This is a genomic window from Rhizobium leguminosarum, from assembly GCF_004123835.1.
In the GTDB taxonomy this organism is placed as follows: Bacteria; Pseudomonadota; Alphaproteobacteria; order Rhizobiales; family Rhizobiaceae; genus Rhizobium; species Rhizobium leguminosarum_M.
Window position 1 is genome coordinate 419,151 of sequence record NZ_MZMU01000010.1, and the last position, 20,122, is coordinate 439,272.

17 protein-coding genes and 2 pseudogenes are annotated in these 20,122 nt (G+C 59.6%); 10 read left to right on the forward strand and 9 right to left on the reverse strand.

Annotation, left to right across the window (positions count from 1 at the left end):
- Positions 1-6: 6 nt before the first annotated feature.
- The 5 genes from B5P46_RS15425 to B5P46_RS15445 all read left to right on the forward strand — a co-directional run bounded on the left by B5P46_RS15425 (position 7) and on the right by B5P46_RS15445 (position 4,366).
- Positions 7-1,674, forward strand: coding sequence for an ABC transporter ATP-binding protein (locus B5P46_RS15425; protein ID WP_129419409.1), 1,668 nt, complete (start codon positions 7-9; stop codon positions 1,672-1,674).
- Between the two features lie 22 nt (positions 1,675-1,696).
- A complete protein-coding gene (locus B5P46_RS15430) occupies positions 1,697-3,067 on the forward strand; it encodes an alpha-glucosidase/alpha-galactosidase (protein ID WP_129419410.1) in 1,371 nt (456 codons plus the stop codon).
- A gap of 356 nt (positions 3,068-3,423) precedes the next feature.
- On the forward strand, positions 3,424-3,663 hold the full coding sequence (locus B5P46_RS15435) for a DUF982 domain-containing protein (RefSeq protein ID WP_129419411.1): 240 nt from the start codon (positions 3,424-3,426) through the stop codon (positions 3,661-3,663).
- A 64-nt stretch (positions 3,664-3,727) separates the two neighbouring features.
- Positions 3,728-3,934, forward strand: a complete 207-nt coding sequence (locus tag B5P46_RS15440; RefSeq protein ID WP_027687847.1) for a hypothetical protein — start codon at positions 3,728-3,730, stop codon at positions 3,932-3,934.
- A gap of 210 nt (positions 3,935-4,144) precedes the next feature.
- Complete coding sequence (locus B5P46_RS15445; RefSeq protein ID WP_129419412.1) at positions 4,145-4,366, forward strand: hypothetical protein; 222 nt, start codon at positions 4,145-4,147, stop codon at positions 4,364-4,366.
- A 720-nt stretch (positions 4,367-5,086) separates the two neighbouring features.
- Here B5P46_RS15445 and B5P46_RS15455 read toward each other — a convergent pair.
- Positions 5,087-5,521, reverse strand: a complete 435-nt coding sequence (locus B5P46_RS15455) for a hypothetical protein (RefSeq protein ID WP_129419413.1) — start codon at positions 5,519-5,521, stop codon at positions 5,087-5,089.
- 341 nt (positions 5,522-5,862) lie between these two features.
- Positions 5,863-6,168, reverse strand: coding sequence for a hypothetical protein (locus tag B5P46_RS15460; protein ID WP_129419468.1), 306 nt, complete (start codon positions 6,166-6,168; stop codon positions 5,863-5,865).
- Positions 6,169-7,184: 1,016 nt separating this feature from the next.
- Between B5P46_RS15460 and B5P46_RS15470 the strand changes: the two genes are divergently transcribed.
- The 3 genes from B5P46_RS15470 to B5P46_RS15480 are packed head-to-tail and all read left to right on the forward strand — an operon-like array spanning position 7,185 to position 11,303.
- Positions 7,185-7,844 carry an ABC transporter ATP-binding protein gene (locus tag B5P46_RS15470; RefSeq protein WP_129419414.1) on the forward strand — a complete coding sequence of 220 codons (660 nt, stop codon included), beginning with the start codon at positions 7,185-7,187 and terminating at the stop codon, positions 7,842-7,844.
- Complete coding sequence (locus B5P46_RS15475; RefSeq protein ID WP_129419415.1) at positions 7,841-10,243, forward strand: FtsX-like permease family protein; 2,403 nt, start codon at positions 7,841-7,843, stop codon at positions 10,241-10,243. Before B5P46_RS15470 ends, B5P46_RS15475 begins: the two co-directional genes overlap by 4 nt.
- Positions 10,233-11,303 (forward strand): lipocalin-like domain-containing protein, encoded by a 1,071-nt coding sequence (locus B5P46_RS15480; protein ID WP_129419416.1) that lies wholly within the window; start codon positions 10,233-10,235, stop codon positions 11,301-11,303. Before B5P46_RS15475 ends, B5P46_RS15480 begins: the two co-directional genes overlap by 11 nt.
- Before the next feature lie 46 nt (positions 11,304-11,349).
- Here the strand turns inward: B5P46_RS15480 and B5P46_RS15485 are convergent.
- Positions 11,350-11,497 (reverse strand): annotated as a pseudogene (locus B5P46_RS15485) (transposase); the annotation flags it as partial.
- 276 nt (positions 11,498-11,773) lie between these two features.
- Here B5P46_RS15485 and B5P46_RS15490 point away from each other — a divergent pair.
- Both B5P46_RS15490 and B5P46_RS15495 read left to right on the forward strand, forming a co-directional pair.
- The gene (locus B5P46_RS15490; RefSeq protein ID WP_129419417.1) at positions 11,774-12,028 is read left to right on the forward strand and encodes a hypothetical protein; all 255 of its coding nucleotides are present in this window, start codon (positions 11,774-11,776) and stop codon (positions 12,026-12,028) included.
- A gap of 243 nt (positions 12,029-12,271) precedes the next feature.
- Positions 12,272-12,481, forward strand: a pseudogene (locus B5P46_RS15495) (zincin-like metallopeptidase domain-containing protein); the annotation flags it as partial.
- Between the two features lie 108 nt (positions 12,482-12,589).
- Here B5P46_RS15495 and B5P46_RS15500 read toward each other — a convergent pair.
- The 6 genes from B5P46_RS15500 to B5P46_RS15525 form a co-directional block, all read right to left on the reverse strand.
- Complete coding sequence (locus B5P46_RS15500; protein ID WP_129419418.1) at positions 12,590-13,402, reverse strand: ABC transporter ATP-binding protein; 813 nt, start codon at positions 13,400-13,402, stop codon at positions 12,590-12,592.
- Positions 13,399-14,388 carry an ABC transporter ATP-binding protein gene (locus tag B5P46_RS15505; protein WP_129419419.1) on the reverse strand — a complete coding sequence of 330 codons (990 nt, stop codon included), beginning with the start codon at positions 14,386-14,388 and terminating at the stop codon, positions 13,399-13,401. Before B5P46_RS15505 ends, B5P46_RS15500 begins: the two co-directional genes overlap by 4 nt.
- 1 nt (position 14,389) lies before the next feature.
- On the reverse strand, positions 14,390-15,247 hold the full coding sequence (locus tag B5P46_RS15510) for an ABC transporter permease (RefSeq protein ID WP_129419420.1): 858 nt from the start codon (positions 15,245-15,247) through the stop codon (positions 14,390-14,392).
- Positions 15,248-15,250: 3 nt separating this feature from the next.
- Positions 15,251-16,255 carry an ABC transporter permease gene (locus tag B5P46_RS15515; RefSeq protein ID WP_028741746.1) on the reverse strand — a complete coding sequence of 335 codons (1,005 nt, stop codon included), beginning with the start codon at positions 16,253-16,255 and terminating at the stop codon, positions 15,251-15,253.
- A gap of 113 nt (positions 16,256-16,368) precedes the next feature.
- A complete protein-coding gene (locus tag B5P46_RS15520; RefSeq protein WP_129419421.1) occupies positions 16,369-18,273 on the reverse strand; it encodes an ABC transporter substrate-binding protein in 1,905 nt (634 codons plus the stop codon).
- A 198-nt stretch (positions 18,274-18,471) separates the two neighbouring features.
- Complete coding sequence (locus B5P46_RS15525; protein ID WP_129419422.1) at positions 18,472-19,980, reverse strand: alpha-N-arabinofuranosidase; 1,509 nt, start codon at positions 19,978-19,980, stop codon at positions 18,472-18,474.
- Positions 19,981-20,122 lie beyond the last annotated feature (142 nt).

The window sequence follows — 20,122 nt, forward strand, 5'->3', positions numbered from 1 at the left end:
ATTGATATGGCTCTTGCACTGGTCAATTCCTTTGCCCCGCCCGTCCGCCACGACCATGATGGCCGTTCGGACACGCCGATTATCGACGCCCGCAATGTGGCGGTGAATTTCAAGGTCGAGGACGGCATGGTCGAAGCCGTCAAAGACGTCTCCTTTCAGCTCTATCGCGGCGAGACGATCGCGATCGTCGGCGAATCCGGTTCCGGCAAATCGGTGACGGCGCGAACGGTGATGGGGCTGTTGTCGAAGCGCGCCGTCGTCTCCGAGAAATCGACGGTCGCCTATGACGGCAGCAACATCTTGAAATTTTCCGAGCGGGCGCGCCGCAAGCTGCGCGGCGACCGCATCTCGATGATCTTCCAGGAGCCGATGAGTTCGCTGAACCCGATCTACACGATCGGCAGCCAGATCGTCGAAGCGATCCGCGTGCATCGCCGGATCAGCAAGAGGGATGCGCAAAAGCGCGCGCTCGAACTGCTGGAACATGTGCAGATCCCCGATCCCGCGGCGCGGCTCATGCAATATCCGCATCAGCTTTCCGGCGGCCAGCGCCAGCGCGTGATGATCGCCATGGCGCTTGCCAACGATCCGGATGTGCTGATTGCCGACGAGCCGACGACGGCCCTCGACGTCACCGTGCAGGCGCAGATCCTCAACCTGATCCGCAACCTGCAGAAGGAACTGGGGATGGCCGTCATCCTCATCACCCACGACCTGACCGTCGTGCGGCAGTTCTCGGATTACGTCTATGTGATGCAGTACGGCGAAGTGCGCGAGCACAACACCACCGAAGCGCTGTTTGCCAATCCGCAGGACGCCTATACCAAGCATCTGCTTGCCTCCGAGCCGCGTGGCCAGGCCAATCCGCTGCCCGAAGGGTCGGATGTCATCCTCGATGCCAAGGGCGTGCGCGTCTCCTTCATGATGCGTCACGGTACCTTTCTCAAGCCGGCGATGCGCGAGCTTGTCGCCGTCGACAGCCTCGACCTGACGCTGCGCCGTCACGAGACGCTGGGGCTGGTCGGTGAATCCGGCTCCGGCAAGACGACGTTCGGCCAGGCGATCCTGCGGCTGAACACGCCCGACAGCGGTGAGATCCATTTCGACCATCAGCCGATCCACGGCCTTTCCAGGGCCGAGATGCGGCCCTTGCGCGCCCGCATGCAGGTGGTGTTCCAGGATCCTTTCTCATCGCTCAATCCGCGCATGACGATCGGCCAGATCATCGAGGAAGGGCTGGTCGTCAACAGGCTGGGCGCAACCAAGGCCGAACGGCAGGACCGGGTGCGCGAAGCGCTGATTGCCGCCGGCATGCCGGGCAATATCCTGTCGCGCTTCCCGCACGAATTTTCCGGCGGCCAACGCCAGCGCATCGCCATTGCCCGCGCCATCGCGCTGGAACCGGAATTCATCCTGCTCGACGAGCCGACATCGGCGCTCGACCTTTCCGTCCAGGCGCAGATCATCGAACTCCTGCGCAAGCTGCAAGACGAGCGCGGCCTGAGTTACCTGTTTATCTCCCACGATCTCAAGGTCGTCAGGGCGCTCTGCCATCGCGTCATCGTCATGCAGCATGGCAAGATCGTCGAAGAAGGCCCTGTCAACGAAGTTTTATCCCATCCCAAGACCGCCTACACCGAACGGCTCGTCAAGGCCGCTTTCGACGTAGCATAATTGCCGAATGCCGGAGGTTATAATGGCAGCAAATCCCAAAATCACGTTCATCGGAGCAGGCTCCACCGTCTTTATGAAGAACATCGTCGGCGACGTGCTGCAGCGGCCCGCGCTGTCAGGTGCGACGATCGCCTTGATGGATCTCAATCCGCAGCGGCTGGAAGAAAGCGCCGTCGTCGTCAACAAGCTGATCTCGACGCTCGGGGTGAAGGCGAAGGCGGAGACCTATTCCGACCAGCGCAAGGCGCTTTCGGGCGCCGATTTCGTCGTCGTCGCCTTCCAGATCGGCGGCTACGAGCCCTGCACGGTCACCGATTTCGAAGTGCCGAAGAAGTACGGGCTGCGCCAGACGATCGCCGATACGCTCGGCGTCGGCGGCATCATGCGCGGGCTTCGCACCGTGCCGCATCTCTGGAAGGTCTGCGAGGATATGCTCGCCGTCTGCCCCGAGGCCATCATGCTGCAATATGTCAACCCGATGGCGATCAACACCTGGGCGATATCGGAGAAATATCCGACCATCCGCCAGGTCGGCCTCTGCCATTCGGTGCAGGGCACGGCGATGGAACTGGCGCATGACCTCGACATCCCCTACGAGGAAATCCGCTACCGGGCGGCCGGCATCAACCACATGGCCTTCTATCTCAAATTCGAGCATCGCCAGCCGGACGGGTCCTATCGCAACCTCTATCCCGACCTGCTGCGCGCCTATCGCGAGGGCAGGGCGCCGAAGCCCGGCTGGAACCCGCGCTGCCCGAACAAGGTGCGCTACGAGATGCTGACGCGGCTCGGCTATTTCGTCACCGAAAGCTCGGAGCATTTCGCCGAATACACGCCCTATTTCATCAAGGAGGGCCGCGAGGACCTGATCGAGAAATTCGGCATTCCGCTCGATGAATATCCGAAGCGTTGCATCGAGCAGATCGAGCGCTGGAAAGGGCAGGCGGAAGCCTATCGCTCGGCCGACAAGATCGAGGTCGCGCCGTCGAAGGAATATGCCTCCTCGATCATCAACTCGGTCTGGACCGGTGAGCCTTCGGTGATCTACGGCAATGTCCGCAACAATGGCTGCATCACCTCGCTGCCGACCAACTGCGCCGCCGAAGTGCCCTGCCTCGTCGATGCCTCCGGCATCCAGCCGACCTTCATCGGTGACCTGCCGCCGCAGCTGACCGCGCTGATCCGCACCAATATCAACGTCCAGGAACTGACGGTGCAGGCGCTGATGACGGAGAATCGCGAGCACATCTACCACGCCGCGATGATGGACCCGCATACGGCCGCCGAACTCGACCTCGACCAGATCTGGTCGCTGGTCGACGATCTGCTTGCCACCCACGGCGACTGGCTGCCCGAATGGGCACGCACGGCCCGCAAAGTACAGGCCGCCTGACCCCCTCTCCCGGGTGAGGCGTCAAGAAGCCCCGCGGTCGCAACAACCGCGGGGCTTTTTGCGTGGAGATGGGGCGTTTTGCGATTTGGGGACGTGACTCGCATGGCCGGATCGACATCCTTCACCACTTTCTTGAATGCACCTTCAGAGCCGAATCGAAGGCGCTTAACCGAAGATAAGGCGAAGCTTTCGAAGCACGGCGGTAGGACGCAGCGCAACAGAGACGGCTATTGCGAGCGGTTGTTGGGTTAAAACGAAAGAGCCTCATGCTGCTGCCAAAATTCCGGCCGGATCGTCCGCTTGGAACAGATCTTCCTAATATACGTTTGTGGGAAGCCTGCCCCACGGAGGACGCCATGATCAGCATCTGGGATGCGAACGTCGAATTGAAGATAGATGATCGTTTTCACGTCATCAGGAGCGCTCGAGAGGCGGTCGCATTTTTGAAGAAATACTGGCCCGACAACAGAAGCGCGAGCTACGCGACAGCGCGGAAGGTATGCTTGGACGCGGCAAATGGCATTGTTCCCGGTGCGGAAGCGCGAGCTGCGTTTGAGGCTGCGGCGAAGGAGGCCGGCATCCTGCGACAAACTTAGGGATTACCTTGTTCGTTGCCTGCCATCGAACAGGAGGCGCTGGCGCAGTGCCATGAGGAGCGACATGACAGAGAGCGATGCACTCCGCCAGGAAATCTATCGGCTTGCCGCGGCGGCCGAAGCTGACTCAGAAACAACGTCGAATTTGAAGGCGCTGGCCGTGCAGCTCTGGGCAAACTTCGACGAATTCACGGTCGAGGACCTGGAAGATATACTGAGGGACGAATGGAGAACTCGCGGACTGCCGTTCAACGACAACGCGGATATGTAGGCGCTTCTAGAATTGGAGACGTCTGTGCTACCTCAGAGGCCTCTTTGCTGCGTTCGCAATCAGGCCCCTAGCTGACCTTTGTTCGATCTATGACGCATGCTACTCGTGAGCAGCGGCGCCGATATTTTCCGCGCGTCGGGTTCCCAAAATTATGGTACTTGAAAGTACCCAAAAAATCCCTATAGTCGGATCCCTTGGGGAAAATCGGCCATGGACTTCGCACTCCTTTTCAACCTGTTCCGGAAGCCCAAGCAGGCTAGCGTCACTGACGTCACACTCTGGCACAAGCACGAGTCACTCCTCCCGGTGCCACTCGTCGACGCCGCCGGCCGAAACCCATCGGGACAAATCTGGCGCCGGCTGAACGGTGTGCAATGGGAATATAAGCAGGACCCGGAAACGATTGAGGAATTCGATGCTCGACAATATTGAGGCTTAAAGCCCTACTGTCGCACGGAACCGACGCCTCTGCATTTGTCACGTCGGCTGCGGCCCAGCATCATCGTCATGCCTTCCTCCGCGGACAGCGACGATGATATCGGATCGAGCGCCGAGGTTGGTTCGTCGTAAACAGCCAGGCCGTGTTTCTAAAGCGGTCGAAACACTCTCGATGGGCTAGTAACCGCCTATCTCACCGCGAACTGGGCCTATCCCCTGCGGCTGTGCATAGGTTGTGTTGTCCGATCCGCTAGTTGCGCATCCTGCGAGTGTCATGAAGACGATTGCTGCTGCGGCCAAAAGGTTTTTCAGAGGCACGGCGTTCTCCGATCATGGCAGGCTGCCCAGGCCTCAAGGGCCATGCCGAGGATTTTCCGTTAAATCACCTACAATGGCAAGCGCGTGGTTAGCTGGCGGTAAGTAGCGATACGGCCTCTCCAAGCCTCTCCCTGACTGGATAGTCGCTCGGCGAGGCATCTTTCCCCAGCACGCTGACATGGATGTGGGTGCTGCTGGTGAACGCCCTGACGCAAGTCCCTAGGGGGCGTGGTCGGCCAGCGCTGAAGCAGTTGGTTCCTGCTGACCAGCAGGAACCAACTGCTTCAGAAATCTGCCCCTCAAAATGTCAGCGATAGTCGATGCCGCAGGAGCAACGACCCGACGGGGATCGATGCATCCCCGACCAGCACGTCAGATGGTGGCCTTTAGTCTCAGTCAGGCGAACCACGCACGAAGCTGAGCGAAAAACCCGTCTGGTTTGGAGCCTGACATCTTCCGCAAACGGCGGGCGACGACTGCCGCGCTGACGCGTTCACCGAAATGGCAGAAGCAGACAAGATCATGCAATTGCTCGTCGCTGAGTTCGAAGAACCGCTTGGCTTCTCCATAGCTATCATTTTCCATTCCTGCCGCCCGCAGAATGGGATCAGCGAATGCAACGGAGATCGGGGTGCCGTCATCCCTGAGAGCAAGCCGATCTGCCATCGGCTGATATTCGGTTTCGTGCAGCGTCTTGAGAAACGGTCTGGGGCTGCGTTCGAGACTTTCGGCCCACCGTTCAAGCCGTTCGCGCCGCGCTATTTCAAGGCGCTTGCAGGTCGGGCTGACCGTTGCGATGGTTTTCAACTGATCGAGTGCGTACTGTTCCATTTCGGCCTCCTATCCGGAAAAATAGATGGTCCGCCTCCCAAAAACAGCGTCGCTCAGGTCGCAGCCGATGTCCAATCACGATTGGGCAGGCATCTGCTGCTGGCCGAACAGATCGGCGCTATGATCATAAAACCGGCGAAGCATGAGGTTGCACACAAGTTTGCGGGCTGCGCCCGGCCGCGCAGTGTCGAGCGATACCGTTGAAGTGGAACGGTCGCCGGTTATCGACGACACGCCGTTCGCGCGGCTGCCTTTAAGGCGCCGCTGAGTTGGCGGTCTCGGGTCTCAACTGGATTTGCCACCCGCCGCGCATCGAAACATTGCAATATGGCAGCGAGTTCTCAGATTCCTGACCCGTGGAGCTCCTGGTCATCATCGCCTTCCCAAGGGGAGGGCATCGAGGTGCGATTGAGGTTGGCCGAGGGCATCGGCATCCAACACTTCAATTCCGGCTCGGCATATTCGATGATGTGCCCGGGCGAGGAATCAGAGGCGCGCCAGCCTTCTGCACCGAACTGATCGCCATTCGACCAATATGCGAGGTCAACTTCTGCCGGCCCCTGTTCGGACGGGCGAATCGTGACGAGGATCCGGCTACCGTCTCTCGGTGCGCTTGCCATGTCGCGCCAGCGGTCTGTGTCGTCCATCGTTTTTCCTCCTGCCTCGCTGCAGGTTGCAACTGTCGCCTCGCCATCGAAAGCGGTCAACTCAAACTTTGCAGAACCGTCCTCATTGACGCCTCCGGCATCCAGCGCCAACCCCCGCCCCAAGCAGCGAAACGACTGGTGCGACCGATTAAAAAAATCCTCCCGGCGCGGGAACATTAGGCTCCGTCGATCGTAAGTCCTCGGACCGTGAAGATTGTATTATTACAGCCATGCACTTCGACTCTCTTGCGGCCCACTCGCAAACCCAACTAGCCCCGCCGCAAGGCGGAGCCTCTTTTAGCGTAAACTCGGAATGTTTGCGGAACTTTTGGCACGGGGGTTCGCTCGTCGATATGAAAAACGCTGAAACAGCGAGCCCCTTTTTCATATCTGCTCCTGAAACTTGCCCCGCCACTTTTTGCGGGGCCTTTTCGGTTTGTGGCTCCCAGTCGAGTGGTCAAGAATCAGATCCTCCACCAATGCCGCAGCGCCGCCTCCGCCGTCACTGGCATGGCAATCATTCCACCGCCGGTGAGGCCAGCGTCATGTCGAGAAGGGCGATCTGCCTCGCCTGCTCGTCAAGGCGCTGTGGATCACCGATCTGCTTTCATGGGCGTTATCCTTCTCGTCGCTGACCTCCTCGCGAAGATGAAAAACGCTGGCCTCGATCCCGGTCAATCTGCCTTCGACCGAAGAAGGCGATGCCGGCAGAAATCGACACTGTCGTCTTGTTGACCTAACCAGGAACAAGGCCGCTGACGTAATCGGGTGCAGGGTCCCTAGGGCCTGATAGTCAAGCCGGAGACCTCGGGTCTGGTCGGAAAAGCGGTCGCGCATCGTTGCTCGCAAGGTCGACGTTTAGGCTGAGGCTGACAACTTCTACTGGCTATTGATCAAGCAATGGCCAGGAATCTCTTGTTTTCGTGCTGTTGCACGGATCTTGTGATCCCTCGCGAAAGTTCTTAGGTCACCCGAGGGTTTTTGCATCCCGCAAACTCCGTGTTCAAGAGACCGACATGACCCTCGCCCTCTCAGGTATTAGAAAATCTTATCCAACCGCCGAGGGACCAATCGAGATCCTGAAGGGCATCGACCTGGAAGTCGCTGCGGGGGAAAGTGTTGCGCTGACCGGAGAGTCCGGCAGTGGCAAAAGCACATTGCTGCATCTGGCTGGCGGGCTCGACCGTGCGGACAGCGGCTCGGTCGTGATGAACGGCAACGATCTGGCGCTATTTGCAGAAAACGAACGGGCAGAATATCGGAGGACTCGGGTCGGCCTGGTTTTCCAACAGTTTAACCTCATTCCATCACTGACCGTCGCAGCCAACATCTCGTTCCACGCCAAGCTCGCGAACCGGTACGATCACGCTTGGGAAGCAGAGTTGATCGAGAAGTTGGGGCTGCGCGAACACACCGCCCGATATCCCGAGCAGCTTTCCGGAGGGCAACAGCAGCGCGTTGCAATCGGGCGAACCTTGGCGGCCCGACCGCCTCTCATCCTTGCGGACGAGCCAACGGGCAACCTGGATGAGCACACCGGCGATGCCGTCCTCGATCTGATGCTCAGCCTGGCCCAGACAGTGGGATCAGCTCTGCTTCTCGTCACTCACTCGATGAGGCTTGCAGGTCGTCTGGACCGAACGGTGGTCCTCCGCGGTGGGAAAATTGCCGAATGAATTTCGTTGCATTTGCAGCCCTGCTGTCACACTGGCGTCGGAGACCTCTCCAGCTTCTGACGCTCGTCATGGGGATTGCACTTGCGACAGCTCTCTGGTCCGGCGTTCAGGCTATCAATGCCGAGGCGAGAGCAAGCTATGCCCGGGCAGCATCGGTTTTGGAGCAAGGCGGCCTTAGGCAGATCGTCGCCAAGGACGGTGATGGCATAGCTAGCGAGCTCTATGGCAGCCTACGTCGAGCGGGTTTGAATGTTTCGCCCGTGATCGAAGGCAGCTACCGCTTCGCAAGCACCAGGATCAGATTGGTCGGCATCGAGCCTCTGACGATGCCAAGGGACACCGAGACCATCGCCAGCGGTTCAGACCTAACCGGCTTCTTTTCAGCCAGCGGACAGTTGCTCGTGTCCAGCGCGACTGCCGAGCGTCTGCGCGGCAGCACGGATATGACCGTCAAAATAGATGGCAATATTCCCGACGGCGCCGCCTTTGTCGACATATCGGTTGCTGACAGGTTGCTCGAAAAGCACGGGAAGATTGACCGTCTGGTGGTCGCAGCCGATCAGAAGGTCACCACGGAAGCTCTCGACCGGATTGTGCCCGGGCTGACGATACGAGAACCGGCTGATCAACCAGACGTCGCTCGCCTCACAGACAGCTTTCACCTCAACCTGACGGCTTTCGGCTTCCTTTCGTTCGTCGTTGGGCTCTTCATCGTGTATTCGGCCACGGGTCTGACCTTCGAACAGCGTCGAGGCACTTTCCGTACACTTCGATCGGTTGGAGTCTCCCTTCGAGCATTGACCACGATGCTCCTGATCGAGCTTTCGATGCTGGCGCTGATATCCGGGTTCATCGGCGTCATACTCGGCTACGTCATTGCATGGCTCCTGATGCCGGGTGTCGCCGCGACCCTCAGGGGCCTCTACGGCGCCAATGTGTCAGGCTCGCTATCCATTCGGCCGGAGTGGTGGCTGGCTGGACTGGCGATTGCTCTTGGAGGAACCGCTGTCTCGTCAGCTCAGAGCCTGTGGCGGGTTTGGAAGCTGCCGATTTTGGACGCCGCCCAGCCGCGAGCGTGGGCAAGAGAGTCGGCCAGATCGCTTGCCTTTCAAGCCGGAACGGGTGGAATTCTGCTCATCTTGGCTGCTATCCTGGCGATTGCTGCGTCCGGGCTGGTGGCGGGCTTTGCGGTGCTTGGCTGCCTGCTTCTTGGAACAGCTCTGATGCTGCCTGGACTTCTCGCCGTCATCCTGACCGCAGCGCAGCGATTGGCACGGAGCGCCCTCATGGAATGGTTCTGGGCCGACACTCGCATACAGCTTCCCGGCCTGTCGCTGGCGTTGATGGCTCTGCTGCTGGCATTGTCGGCGAACATCGGCGTTGGCACGATGGTATCCAGTTTCCGGCTGACGTTCATCGGATGGCTGGATCAGCGCCTGGCCGCCGAGCTTTACGTGACTGCCAAGGATGAGGAGGAAGCTGCGCGGCTCCGAGCCTGGCTTCCGCAACGCTCGACGGCACTCCTGCCCATCTGGAGCGTTGACGGTGAGGTGCTTGGCGAGCAAATCCAGATCTTTGGTATCGCCGACGATCCGACCTATCGGGAGCACTGGCCCTTGATCGCTTCAGACAATGACGTTTGGGATAAGATCGCCGTCGGGCAGGGCGCTCTCATCAATGAACAGATGTGGCGTCGCGGCGAAGCCAAGATCGGCCAGCCATTGCTCATGCCTGGAGGTTGGAGGGCGACCGTGGTCGGCGTATACTCGGACTATGGGAACCCGAATGGACAAGTGATCGTCGGGATCAATACCCTGGTCGACCACTACCCCGATGTCCCGAAACTTCGCTACGGTGTCCGAGTTGCTCCCGAGCATGCCCAGGATCTGAAGCGTCAGTTGGTCGAGGAGTTTGGCATTTCGGGTAGCGCGATTGTTGACCAGGCTTCGCTTAAGCGGCAATCGAGAGCCATCTTCGATCAGACATTCAAGGTGACGGGCGCATTGAACGTCTTCACCCTTGCTGTGGCAGGATTTGCCATGTTCTCAAGCCTCCTGACGCTGTCTGGTATTCGGCTTCCACAGCTCGCGCCGGTGTGGGCAATGGGTGTACGGCGACGGGATCTAGCGCTCTACGAAGTTGTCCGGACACTTGCACTCTGGCTGGGAACATTTGTGGCTGCGATCCCGGTCGGTCTTGCCCTGGCATGGGTCCTGCTTGCGATCGTGAACGTGGAGGCCTTTGGTTGGCGATTGCCAATGATGGTGTTTCCAATGGATTGGCTTTGGCTGGGAACAATCGCTCTCGTCGCTGCATTGCTGTCGGTGCTGGTGCCGGTTCGGCGTCTCGGCTCGATTAGTCCTTTGGACCTGCTGAGGATTTTCACCAATGAACGGTAGAAAGTTAGCATCGGTCTTGATAGCGGCGGCTATGATCTGCGTAAGCGGTCCGGCGTCCGCACAGGGCTTCGCCGGATTGGGATCGAATGCGCAAGGTTTTGCGATCCCGGAGCGTGGCAATGGTCTTTCTTTCCCCGCCGATCATGGCGCTCATCCTGATTATCGGATTGAGTGGTGGTATGTGACCGCCAACCTCAAAGATGAGGATGGCAGGCAATATGGAGCGCAGTGGACGCTCTTTCGCTCTGCGCTGGCTCCGGGAGACAAGGCAGGTTTCGCGGATCCGCAAGTCTGGATCGGGCATGCAGCGATCACCACCCAAGGCCATCAGTATGTTGCAGAGCGCTTGGGCCGGGGAGGCGTCGGGCAGGCGGGCGTTCAGGCAACGCCATTTCGGGCGTGGATAGACGACTGGCGGATGGAGGGTACCGAGCGAACTGGCTCGGACGCCTTAGGCAACCTTTTAATCTCCGCGGGCGGGCCGGACTTCAGCTATACCTTCGACCTCAGGGCCAACGGGCCGCTCGTTCTTCAGGGTGACAACGGCTTTTCAGTGAAGTCGGCGAACGGACAGGCGAGCTACTACTACTCGCAGCCCTTCTATGAGGTGGCGGGGACAATCACGATGTCCGGGGCGCCGGTCGAAGTCACCGGGAAGGCTTGGCTCGATCGAGAGTGGTCGTCGCAGCCGCTCGCGTCCAATCAGACGGGCTGGGACTGGTTCTCACTGCATATGGATTCCGGTGACAAGCTGATGGCCTTTCGCCTCCGTGATGACAAGGACGGGTTCGTCTCCGCGAACTGGATATCCGGGGATGGGCGAACGACACCTCTATCGAAAGACGACGTTCACCTTGAGCCGACACGGAAGGCAACGGTCGATGGGCGCCAGATTCCGGTAGAGTGGCGTATACGCGTGCCGGATAAGTCACTTGATATCACGACCAAACCGTTGAACGAGAAGTCCTGGATGGCAACCTCGACGCCTTATTGGGAGGGGCCGATAAACTTCACGGGCTCCACGTCAGGTGTCGGGTATCTTGAGATGACCGGCTACTAGGGCTCAGCCGCCACGGTTGCGGCTGGCCGTCGCCGTCTATCGTCGACTCCTCGCGAAGCCTTGAGGCCTGGCTCTTCGAGTGTCGCTCATACCCATGGCCTTGACTAGGTCGTCACCGAGCGGCTCGAGACACCTTGGATATAAGCCTCGTGGATCACCGCTGTCAGAGCCTTTTCCGCCATGCGGCGCGGCTCCTGCTGCATCACTCCCTTGGGAATCGAACCATTTTCGTTTGCAGAGGTTGTTCATGTCGGTCCAATACTGCAGCAATCCCGGTTGGGGCCAACAGGATACAGAATGGCATGATGACCACGCATTTGAAGACGAAATGAAAGAATCGTCGGGGGTCGAAAGGCGGTGGAACCACAAGCTTCATGCCGGAGAGAGTGGAGTCGCGTTTTGATCCGTCAAGGCGCCGATGGGAACTGTCCGAAGGTTCACGGGTTACCTCGCAATCGAAAGGGATGACCATGCCGTTTCCATCGCCGACGACCGAAGATCCTGCACAGCGTTTCGAAGAATCGAAGGACCCTGCCCGGAATGCACTGGACGAGGTCGTCGCCACGGCGAACCAAGCTGGTTGGGGCACGCAGGAGATCGCCGTCGCGCTGCTCGAAGCTGCCAAGTCCCTGAAGGACGCCAACAGCGCCGACCCCGATGCCGCCGATCCTCCGATTGGAGATGCCGTGAAGGAGCAGATCGGTCACGGCGAGCAGTTCGACTAGAGGCCGCCTTCGAGAATGTATGCATCCAGCCTATGAGGACTCACCATGAATGAGAACGATGAACTCCGCCAGGAGATCAGCAGGCTTGCCGAAGCGGCTGCCGCCTCGCGGATTTGCCACGTCTGCCTCCGTCAAAACCTCCCACTAAGATTGCGGCCTCGCGTCCTGCCCCGGCCTTTGGTCCTGCCAGGCTCGCGCGCCGCCCGCAATGACTTTGCCGTCCTCCACTGCGTTGCGGCCCATGCCGAACTCGGCAGTTGCTTTCTCTGCGCCGATCTTGGCATCGTCCCTGAGCTCGAACCACGACCCGACCACGCAAGCTATCTCGATGGCTGGCTCAGGGTTCTCGGCCACGACAAGCGCGCCATCTTTTCGGCGGCAGCGCATGCGCAACGGGCCGTCGACTACCTCCATTCGTTGCAGCCGGACCTCAACGAGGAGGAGGCGGCGTGAGCCGTCTTTTCCTCAGCCATATGAGAGACGCGGATCACCGCGCGGCCCGATAGCCTGGCGAGCGCTTCTTGGGGAAAAGCGTTAGGACGGCGCATCCTCCCTGCAGGCTTACGTCGCCACGCTGAAATCAGCAGCAAGCACCGCGTCCTTCAGCGCCCGCGAATACGGATGCTGCGGATCATCCAACACGGCCCTGGCCCGTCCTCGCTCGACGATTTCGCCTTTACGCATGATGATGATGTTGTCGCTGATGTAATAGGCGGTGGCGAGGTCGTGGGTGATGTAGACGATGGAAAGACCGAGCTCGTTTTTCAGACGGCCAAAGAGGTTGACGATGGCCATGCGCAGTGATGCATCGACCATGGAGACCGGTTCGTCGGCCACTAGCAGGCGGGGTTGCGGGATCAGTGCGCGGGCGATGGCGACGCGCTGAAGCTGGCCGCCCGACAATTCGTGGGGAAACCGGCCTTTCACCTCTTCAAGGGTCAGGCCGACATGGACGAGCGCGGCATCCGCCATCTTCTCCGCCTGCTGCCGGTCCGGTCGTTTTCCCGAGAACGAAAAATTGCGGGCGGTCTCGAAGAGATAACGATCGACACGTTTCAGCGGATTGAAGGCTTCGAAGGGGTTCTGCAGAACCGGCTGCACCTCTTTCATGAAAGCCTTGCGTTCGGATCGGCTATGGACGGCGACGGTCCTGCCGCTGAATTCAAGCTCGCCTTCCGTTGGTTCGGTCTGGCCGAGGATCATGGCCGCGATCGTCGATTTTCCCGAGCCGGATTCTCCGACGATCGAGAGGATCTCCGGCTCCGCGCCCAGTTCGAAGCTGACGTCCTTGACCGCCGTGATCAGGCGCCGGCCGAGCATGCCGCCTTGGCGATAGACTTTCGTGACATGCGAGAGGCTAAGAAGAGCGCTCAAACCTGATCTCCCGTAACGGCAAAACACGCCACGCGCCGCTGCGGCTCGACGGTGACGAGCGGCGGAACCTTCTGCGAGCAGATCTCCATGCGCTTCGGACAGCGCGGGTGAAACCGGCAGCCTTCCGGCGGCATGGCGAGGTTCGGCGGACGCCCCTCCAGCGAAGGGCGGGACGTCGCATCGCCGATGCGCGGCAGGCTGCCGACGAGGTGCTGCGTATAGGGGTGGAGTGGCATGTTGAAGAGTTTGGCGGTCGGCGCTTCTTCGACAAGACGACCGGCATAGACAATGCCGATGCGGTCGGAGACCGTCGCGTGAACTCCCATATCATGGGTGACGAACAGGAAGGACGAGCCCATCTCGCGCTGGATTTCGCGGATCATCGACAGCACGTCGCGCTGAACGATGACGTCGAGCGCGGTCGTCGGTTCGTCGGCGATGATGAATTCCGGAGTCAGGATCGTCGCCAGTGCAATGGTCATGCGCTGGCGCATGCCGCCTGACAGTTCGTGGGGATAGGCGTCGAGCAGATGCGGATCTAGCTTCAGCCGCTGCAGATGGGTGGCGACCCTTTCGAAAAACTCGCTGTTGCCGACTTTCATGTGGCGAAAGGCGAAATCGGTGAAGGAATGACGGATCCGGCGCACCGGATTGAGCACATTCATCGAACCCTGCATGATATAGGACAGATGCCGCCAGCGCAGCGCCAGGCGCTCTTCCGGCTTCATCGCGTAGATATCCTGGGTGCCGCCGTCGAAATGGAATGTCACCTTTCCCGACACGACCCTCAGCGGCGGCCGGATCGCGCCGGCGATGGTCTTGATCAAGGTCGTCTTGCCGCTGCTCGATTCACCGGCAACGCCATAGACCTCGCCGCGGGCAATGGTCAGGCTGATATCGTCGACGGCGCGCACCTCGCGATCGACGCCGTAGAGGAAGGCACGGTAATAGGCTTTCAGATTCTCGATTTCGACCAAAGGATCCATACTAATTTCCCATCCGGTTCAGCCGGCTGCGCGGATCATTGTATTCGTTCATCGACATGGACAGCAGGAAGAGCGCCAGGAAGAGGACGACGATGACGGCGACGGGGGCGGCCACCCACCACCATATGCCTGATATCAGCGCCGAATGGGCATTGGCCCAATAGATCATCATGCCCATGGTCGGCGTCTCGATATCGGTGAAGCCCAGCACCGACAGGGTGATCTCCATGCCGATCGACCAGATCATGTTGTTCATCGTGGTGGCAAAGACGATCGGCAGAACATAGGGCAGGTGCTCCTCGACGAGGATCTTGCGCATGCTCATGCCCGAATAGACGCTCTGGGTGGTGAAGGATCTCGTCTTCAGGCTGATCGCCACCGAACGGATGAGGCGTGCATCATAGGACCAGCCGAGCGAGGCCATGATGACGATCAGTACCGTCCAGGTCATGCTGTCCTTCAGCACGAAGTAGAACAGGATCAGCAGCGGAAATTGCGGGATGACCATGACGCTGTCGTTGATGGCCATCAGCACCCGGTCGACTGCGCCGCCGGCATAACCGGCGACGAGGCCGACGACCAGCGAGATGATGCGTGAAATGAAGGCGACGCCGATGCCGAAAAACAGGGTGTTGCGAAGCGCGGTCGTCAGCTGCCAGAAAACGTCCTGGCCGCGCGATGTCGTGCCGAGCCAATATTCGCCATCCGGCGGCATGTCGGGCGGCAGAAGATAGATGTCGGTCGCGCTGTAAGGCGAGAAATAGGACACCACTATCAAGCCAACGATGACGGCAAAGAGCAGCAGGCCGCTGAGGAATTCCATATTCTGGCGCGCGAGGTCGCGGACGATCGTAAACATGCTCTATTCCACCTTGATGCGCGGATCGATCAGCGGGCTCAGAATGTCGATGATGAACACCGCGGCGGCGACGCCGACGATCGACAATGCGCTGAGGCCGAGCACCAGGCTGTAGTCGCCGGCATGCACCGCTTCGATCAGCAGGTTGCCGATGCCCGGATAGCCGAAGACGATTTCGGTGATGACCGTGCCGTTGAAGATCGCGCCGAGCGACATGGCAAGCCCGGTGAACTGCGGCACCATGGCATTGCGGGCGATATAGGAGCGCAGAATCTTTCGCTTCGGAACGCCGCCGAGCTCGGCGAAGACGACGTAATCCTCGGTGATGATGTTGGAAACGAGCGCGCGCATCCCGATCAGCCAGCTGCCGGCGCCGACCATGATCAGCGACAGGGCCGGCAGGATCGAGTGTTTCAGGATATCGAGGACGAGGGCAAAGGAGAGGTCCAGATTGGCATTCATCTCGTAACCGCCATTGATCGGCAGCACCGGCCAGAGATAGCCGAACACAATCAGAAGCACGAAGGCCAGAATGTAATAGGGAATGGGAAGCAGGGCGATGAAGACGAGGCTAACGGCTTTCAGCACCATGTCCTTGCGGTAATAGCCGGCGAGCGCGCCGATCGCATTGCCGAGTACGAAGGTGATGAGCGTCGACACCGTCATCAGCCCGATGGTCCAGGGCAGGGACCGCAGGATGATGGTGGAAACGGGCGTGGGAAAAGCCGAGAGCGAGGGACCGAGATCACCGGTCGCAAGCCGCAGCCAGAAATTCAGGTATTGCTGCCAGATCGAGCCCTCCATGCCGTAAAGCTCGCGAAGTGACTGGCGCATCAGTTCGATCGCATTCGGATCGGATTGCCCCATCTGGGTGATGGCGCCTATGCTTTCTTCGACCGGATCGATCGGGGTCAGGTGGGTGACGAAGAATGTGATGGTCACGCCAAGGAATACGACTAGCAGAAACTGACCGAACCGCTTCAGCACAAAGATCAGATAGGACGTCATAGGGCGGTGGTTCCTCTCTGGTTCCCTTCATCAAGTGGAAAGGATCGACGGACATGCCACATGCCCGTCGATTAGGGGGCCGGCGCGCAACACTCGCGCCGGCGTTGGGAGGATTATTTCGGTTGTGCCGGCTTCAGCTTGACCATCATCAGCCTGGAGTTGGCCCAATTCGGCACCGGATCGGTATAGGGATCGGCGATCGTCGGATAACCGGTCCAATAGGTCGTATCCATCGAGGTGAAGACGTTATACGACATCAGCGGGATCGTCGGCATTTCGCGGGCGACCAGCTTCAGATAATCCTTGCCGAGCTCGACGCCCTTGGGGTCGTCGGCGCTGATGCCGCGAATGCTTTCGATGATCTTATCGAGCTCCGGATTGCTCCAGCGCTGCCAGTTGCGCGGCGGCTGATTGTCACCCTTCTTGGCCACGAACTGCGAATGCCAGCTATCCAGGAAAAACGACAGGTCGGGGTCGCCGCCCCAGGTTTCGACGCTCCAGGCGATCGCCACCTGGAAATCGCCGGGCTGGAGTGCCACCTGCCAAAGTTTCGCGGCCGGCACGGCTTTGGCGTCGATGCCGAATGCAGCCCACTGCTGTGCGATCAGGGTGCCTGCCCGGGTGAAGACCGAGCGCGTGTCGCCTTCCACCGTCATCCGGATCTTGAAGGGCTGTCCATCAGGGGTCAGCCATTTGCCGCCAGATTTCTTGAAGCCTGCCTTCTCCAGCAGTTCGCCGGCAGCCTTCGGATCCGGTTTCCACCAGCCATAGCCGAAGGCACCGCTGATTGCCTGCGAGTCGGTCGGGATCTGGTCCTTGAACTTCGGCTGCTTGCGCAGGATATCGGCGATCTGTTGCCCGACCGTCGGGTCATAAGGCTTGATCTTGCTCTTGCCGGTATCGATCTCGAAATTCTTCAGCCAATCCTGCATCGGCGCCTGATAGTCCTTCATCGTGGCCGCCGTCGGCGGCACGCCGAGCGCCGACAGCGTCGCAGCGCCGCGGTAGCTCGCCATGTCAACAGCCTTGATGTCGATCAGCAGGGCAAGCGCCCAGCGTACATCGGCGTTGTCGAAGGGTGGATTCTGGGTGTTGAAGATCACCGCCGGAAGCGTCGGATCCGGATGGGCGAATGGGAAGCCCGGGAACCAGGTCTCGATCGACTTCGATTTTTCCTTCAGCGTGAACATGCCCTCAGGCGTGTTGTCGTGAATGATGTCGAGATTATGCTCGAGCTGAGCGATGGTGCGTTTATCCGGCGGGCCGGGATCGGTATAGGTCACGTATTTCGGGGCCGGCTCGCCGAAGCGGGCAAGCGAGGTCCGCTGCCAGTCGTCACGCTTCTCCCAGGTATACCATTTGCCCTGGGGATCGTAGGACTTGAGCTTGTAGGCGCCGAGCGAAACGGGATTGGCGAAATCATAACGAAGCGGATCTTCGACTTTCTCGAAGACGTGCTTGGGCATGATCCAGGCGCCGTTCCAGCGCACGGTGAAGATGGCGTGGAAGCGCGAATTGGGCTTCTTCAGCTTGAACACGACAGTCGAGGGATCGGTCGCCTCGACGCTTGCCACCTGCACCGAGAAGGCAGCACTCCAGATCATGCCGGGGTGATCCATCTGCGTCTTGACGGTATAGACCACGTCGTCTGCCGTGAACTCCACGCCGTCGCTCCAGAAGAGCCCCTTGCGCAGTTTCACGGTCATCTCGGTGAAGTCGGCATTATATTGCGGCTTGTCGGCAGCCAGCGAATTGTCCCAGGTCGCGCCGCCAAGTCCTTGTTCGGGGTCGATATACCAGAGCGTATCCATGGTCAGTTGCTGCAGGCCGGTCGATACGCCGCCGCCGCCATTGACCCAGATGTTGAACCAGCCGGGATTTTTGATCGTCCCTTCCGGATTTTCGACGATGAGCGTCTCCTTGCGCGGCAAGGAGGTGTAGTCATCGGCCTTGGCCGTCGCTGTCAGGCCGAGTGCGGCCAGCGCGACGCCAAATGCGAGCCTCTTCCACTGTTGCATGAACTCCTCCCTAGAAAGCGACGATACGGCGGCCGCAAAGGCACGCATGGGCACGTCGCGGTTGTCGGTTCGCAGAGGCCTCAGGACCTGAACAGTCAGGTCCAGGACCTCGGTGAACCATCCCTCCGGCTCCCTGCCTCCTCGCAGTGAGCCGAAATCTCAGCCGGTGGCCAATCGGGGCTTACCCGGCGGTGGCTGTCATACCGACAGCCGGATGACGTTGTAGGAGAACGGTTTCAGCGCCGCCCGCAGCCGTCCATCCTCGATCTTTCCACTCTCGACATTGACGGGGGCGACCGTTTGCGGCCGCGCTGCCGTGTTGACGGCTTCCAGATCGCCGTGGATCATTTCCACCTGCTCGACCACCCGGGCGCTTCCGAAGCCTTCCAGCCGCACATCGAGATCGAGCGCCGTGCTCGGATGGCGGTTGACGGCAAAGAAGGTCAGGGTCTTGCCATCCTCGGAATGGACTGCCGATACGTCGAGATAGGGGACGTCGTTCTCCTCGTCGCTGTCATAGGTCGGGCCATCGACGACCAGCTGCAGTGCCGAGCCGCGGCCATATCTGGAGGCGTAATAGAACGGGTAATAAATGGTCTGGCGCCAAGCCGCACCGCCGTCCTCGGTCATGATCGGGGCGATGACGTTGACGAGCTGCGCAATGCAGGCGATGCGCACGCGGTCGGAGCGACGGATGAAGGTGTTCAGGATGCCGCCGACCTGCAGCACGTCCTCGAAATTATAGATGTCTTCCAAGAGATGCGGCGCATCCGGCCATTCGTCGCGCGCCAGGATCTCCTTGTCCTGCTGGTTGGAATGATACCAGACATTCCATTCGTCGAAGGAAATGCCGATTGTCTTCTTCGAGCGTTTTTTCGCCTTGATGTAGTCGATCACGCCGCCGATCGTGGTGATGTAGCGGTCGAGCTTCGTCGCGCGGGCGAGATAGTTGAGCGTATTTTTCTCGCGGTTGGCAAAATACATATGCAGCGAGATATGGTCGGCGCTGTCATAGCACTGCTCGAGGACCTGGGCTTCCCACTCGGGATAGGTCTTCATATCGGAATTGGACGAGCCGCAGACCACGAGTTCGAGGGACTTGTCGAAGCCGCGCATGGCCTTCGCCGTCTCATCCGCCAGCCGGCCATATTCATAGGCCGACTTGTGACCGACCTGCCAGGGACCATCCATCTCGTTGCCGAGGCACCACAATTTGACATCGTGCGGATTGGACCAGCCGTGCTTGCGGCGCAGATCCGACCAGTAGGTGCCGCCAGGATGATTGCAATATTCAAGGAAATTGCGGGCGGCATCCAGGCCGCGTGATCCGAGATTGACGGCAAGCATCGGCTTGGTATTCGCCTTCTTGCACCAGTCGACGAATTCATTGACGCCGATCTGATTGGCTTCGCGGGTGCGCCAGGCAAGGTCGAGGCGCACTGGGCGTTCCTCACGGGGGCCGACGCCGTCTTCCCAATTATAGGCCGAAACGAAGTTGCCGCCGGGATAGCGGCAGTATGGCGTGTCGAGCTCACGGACCAGATCGAGGACATCCTGCCGGTATCCGTCCTCATCGGCCGTCGGGTGTCCGGGCTCATAAATGCCCCCGTAGATCGCTCTGCCGAGATGCTCGAGAAATGAACTATAGAGCCTGGAGTCAATGGTCGCGATGCGGAAATCGCGGTGGACAACGACGTTCGTCTTCAACGGATCCTCCCGTTTATATATCAGGTATTTTGTTTTCTTGCCTCTAACTTGATATCAGGAATGTTGTTCTGTCAACTGCGTTGCGGTTTTAATCATACTAATCCGATATGCCGAAAAAGCTGTTTTATTACAAATGTTTGAC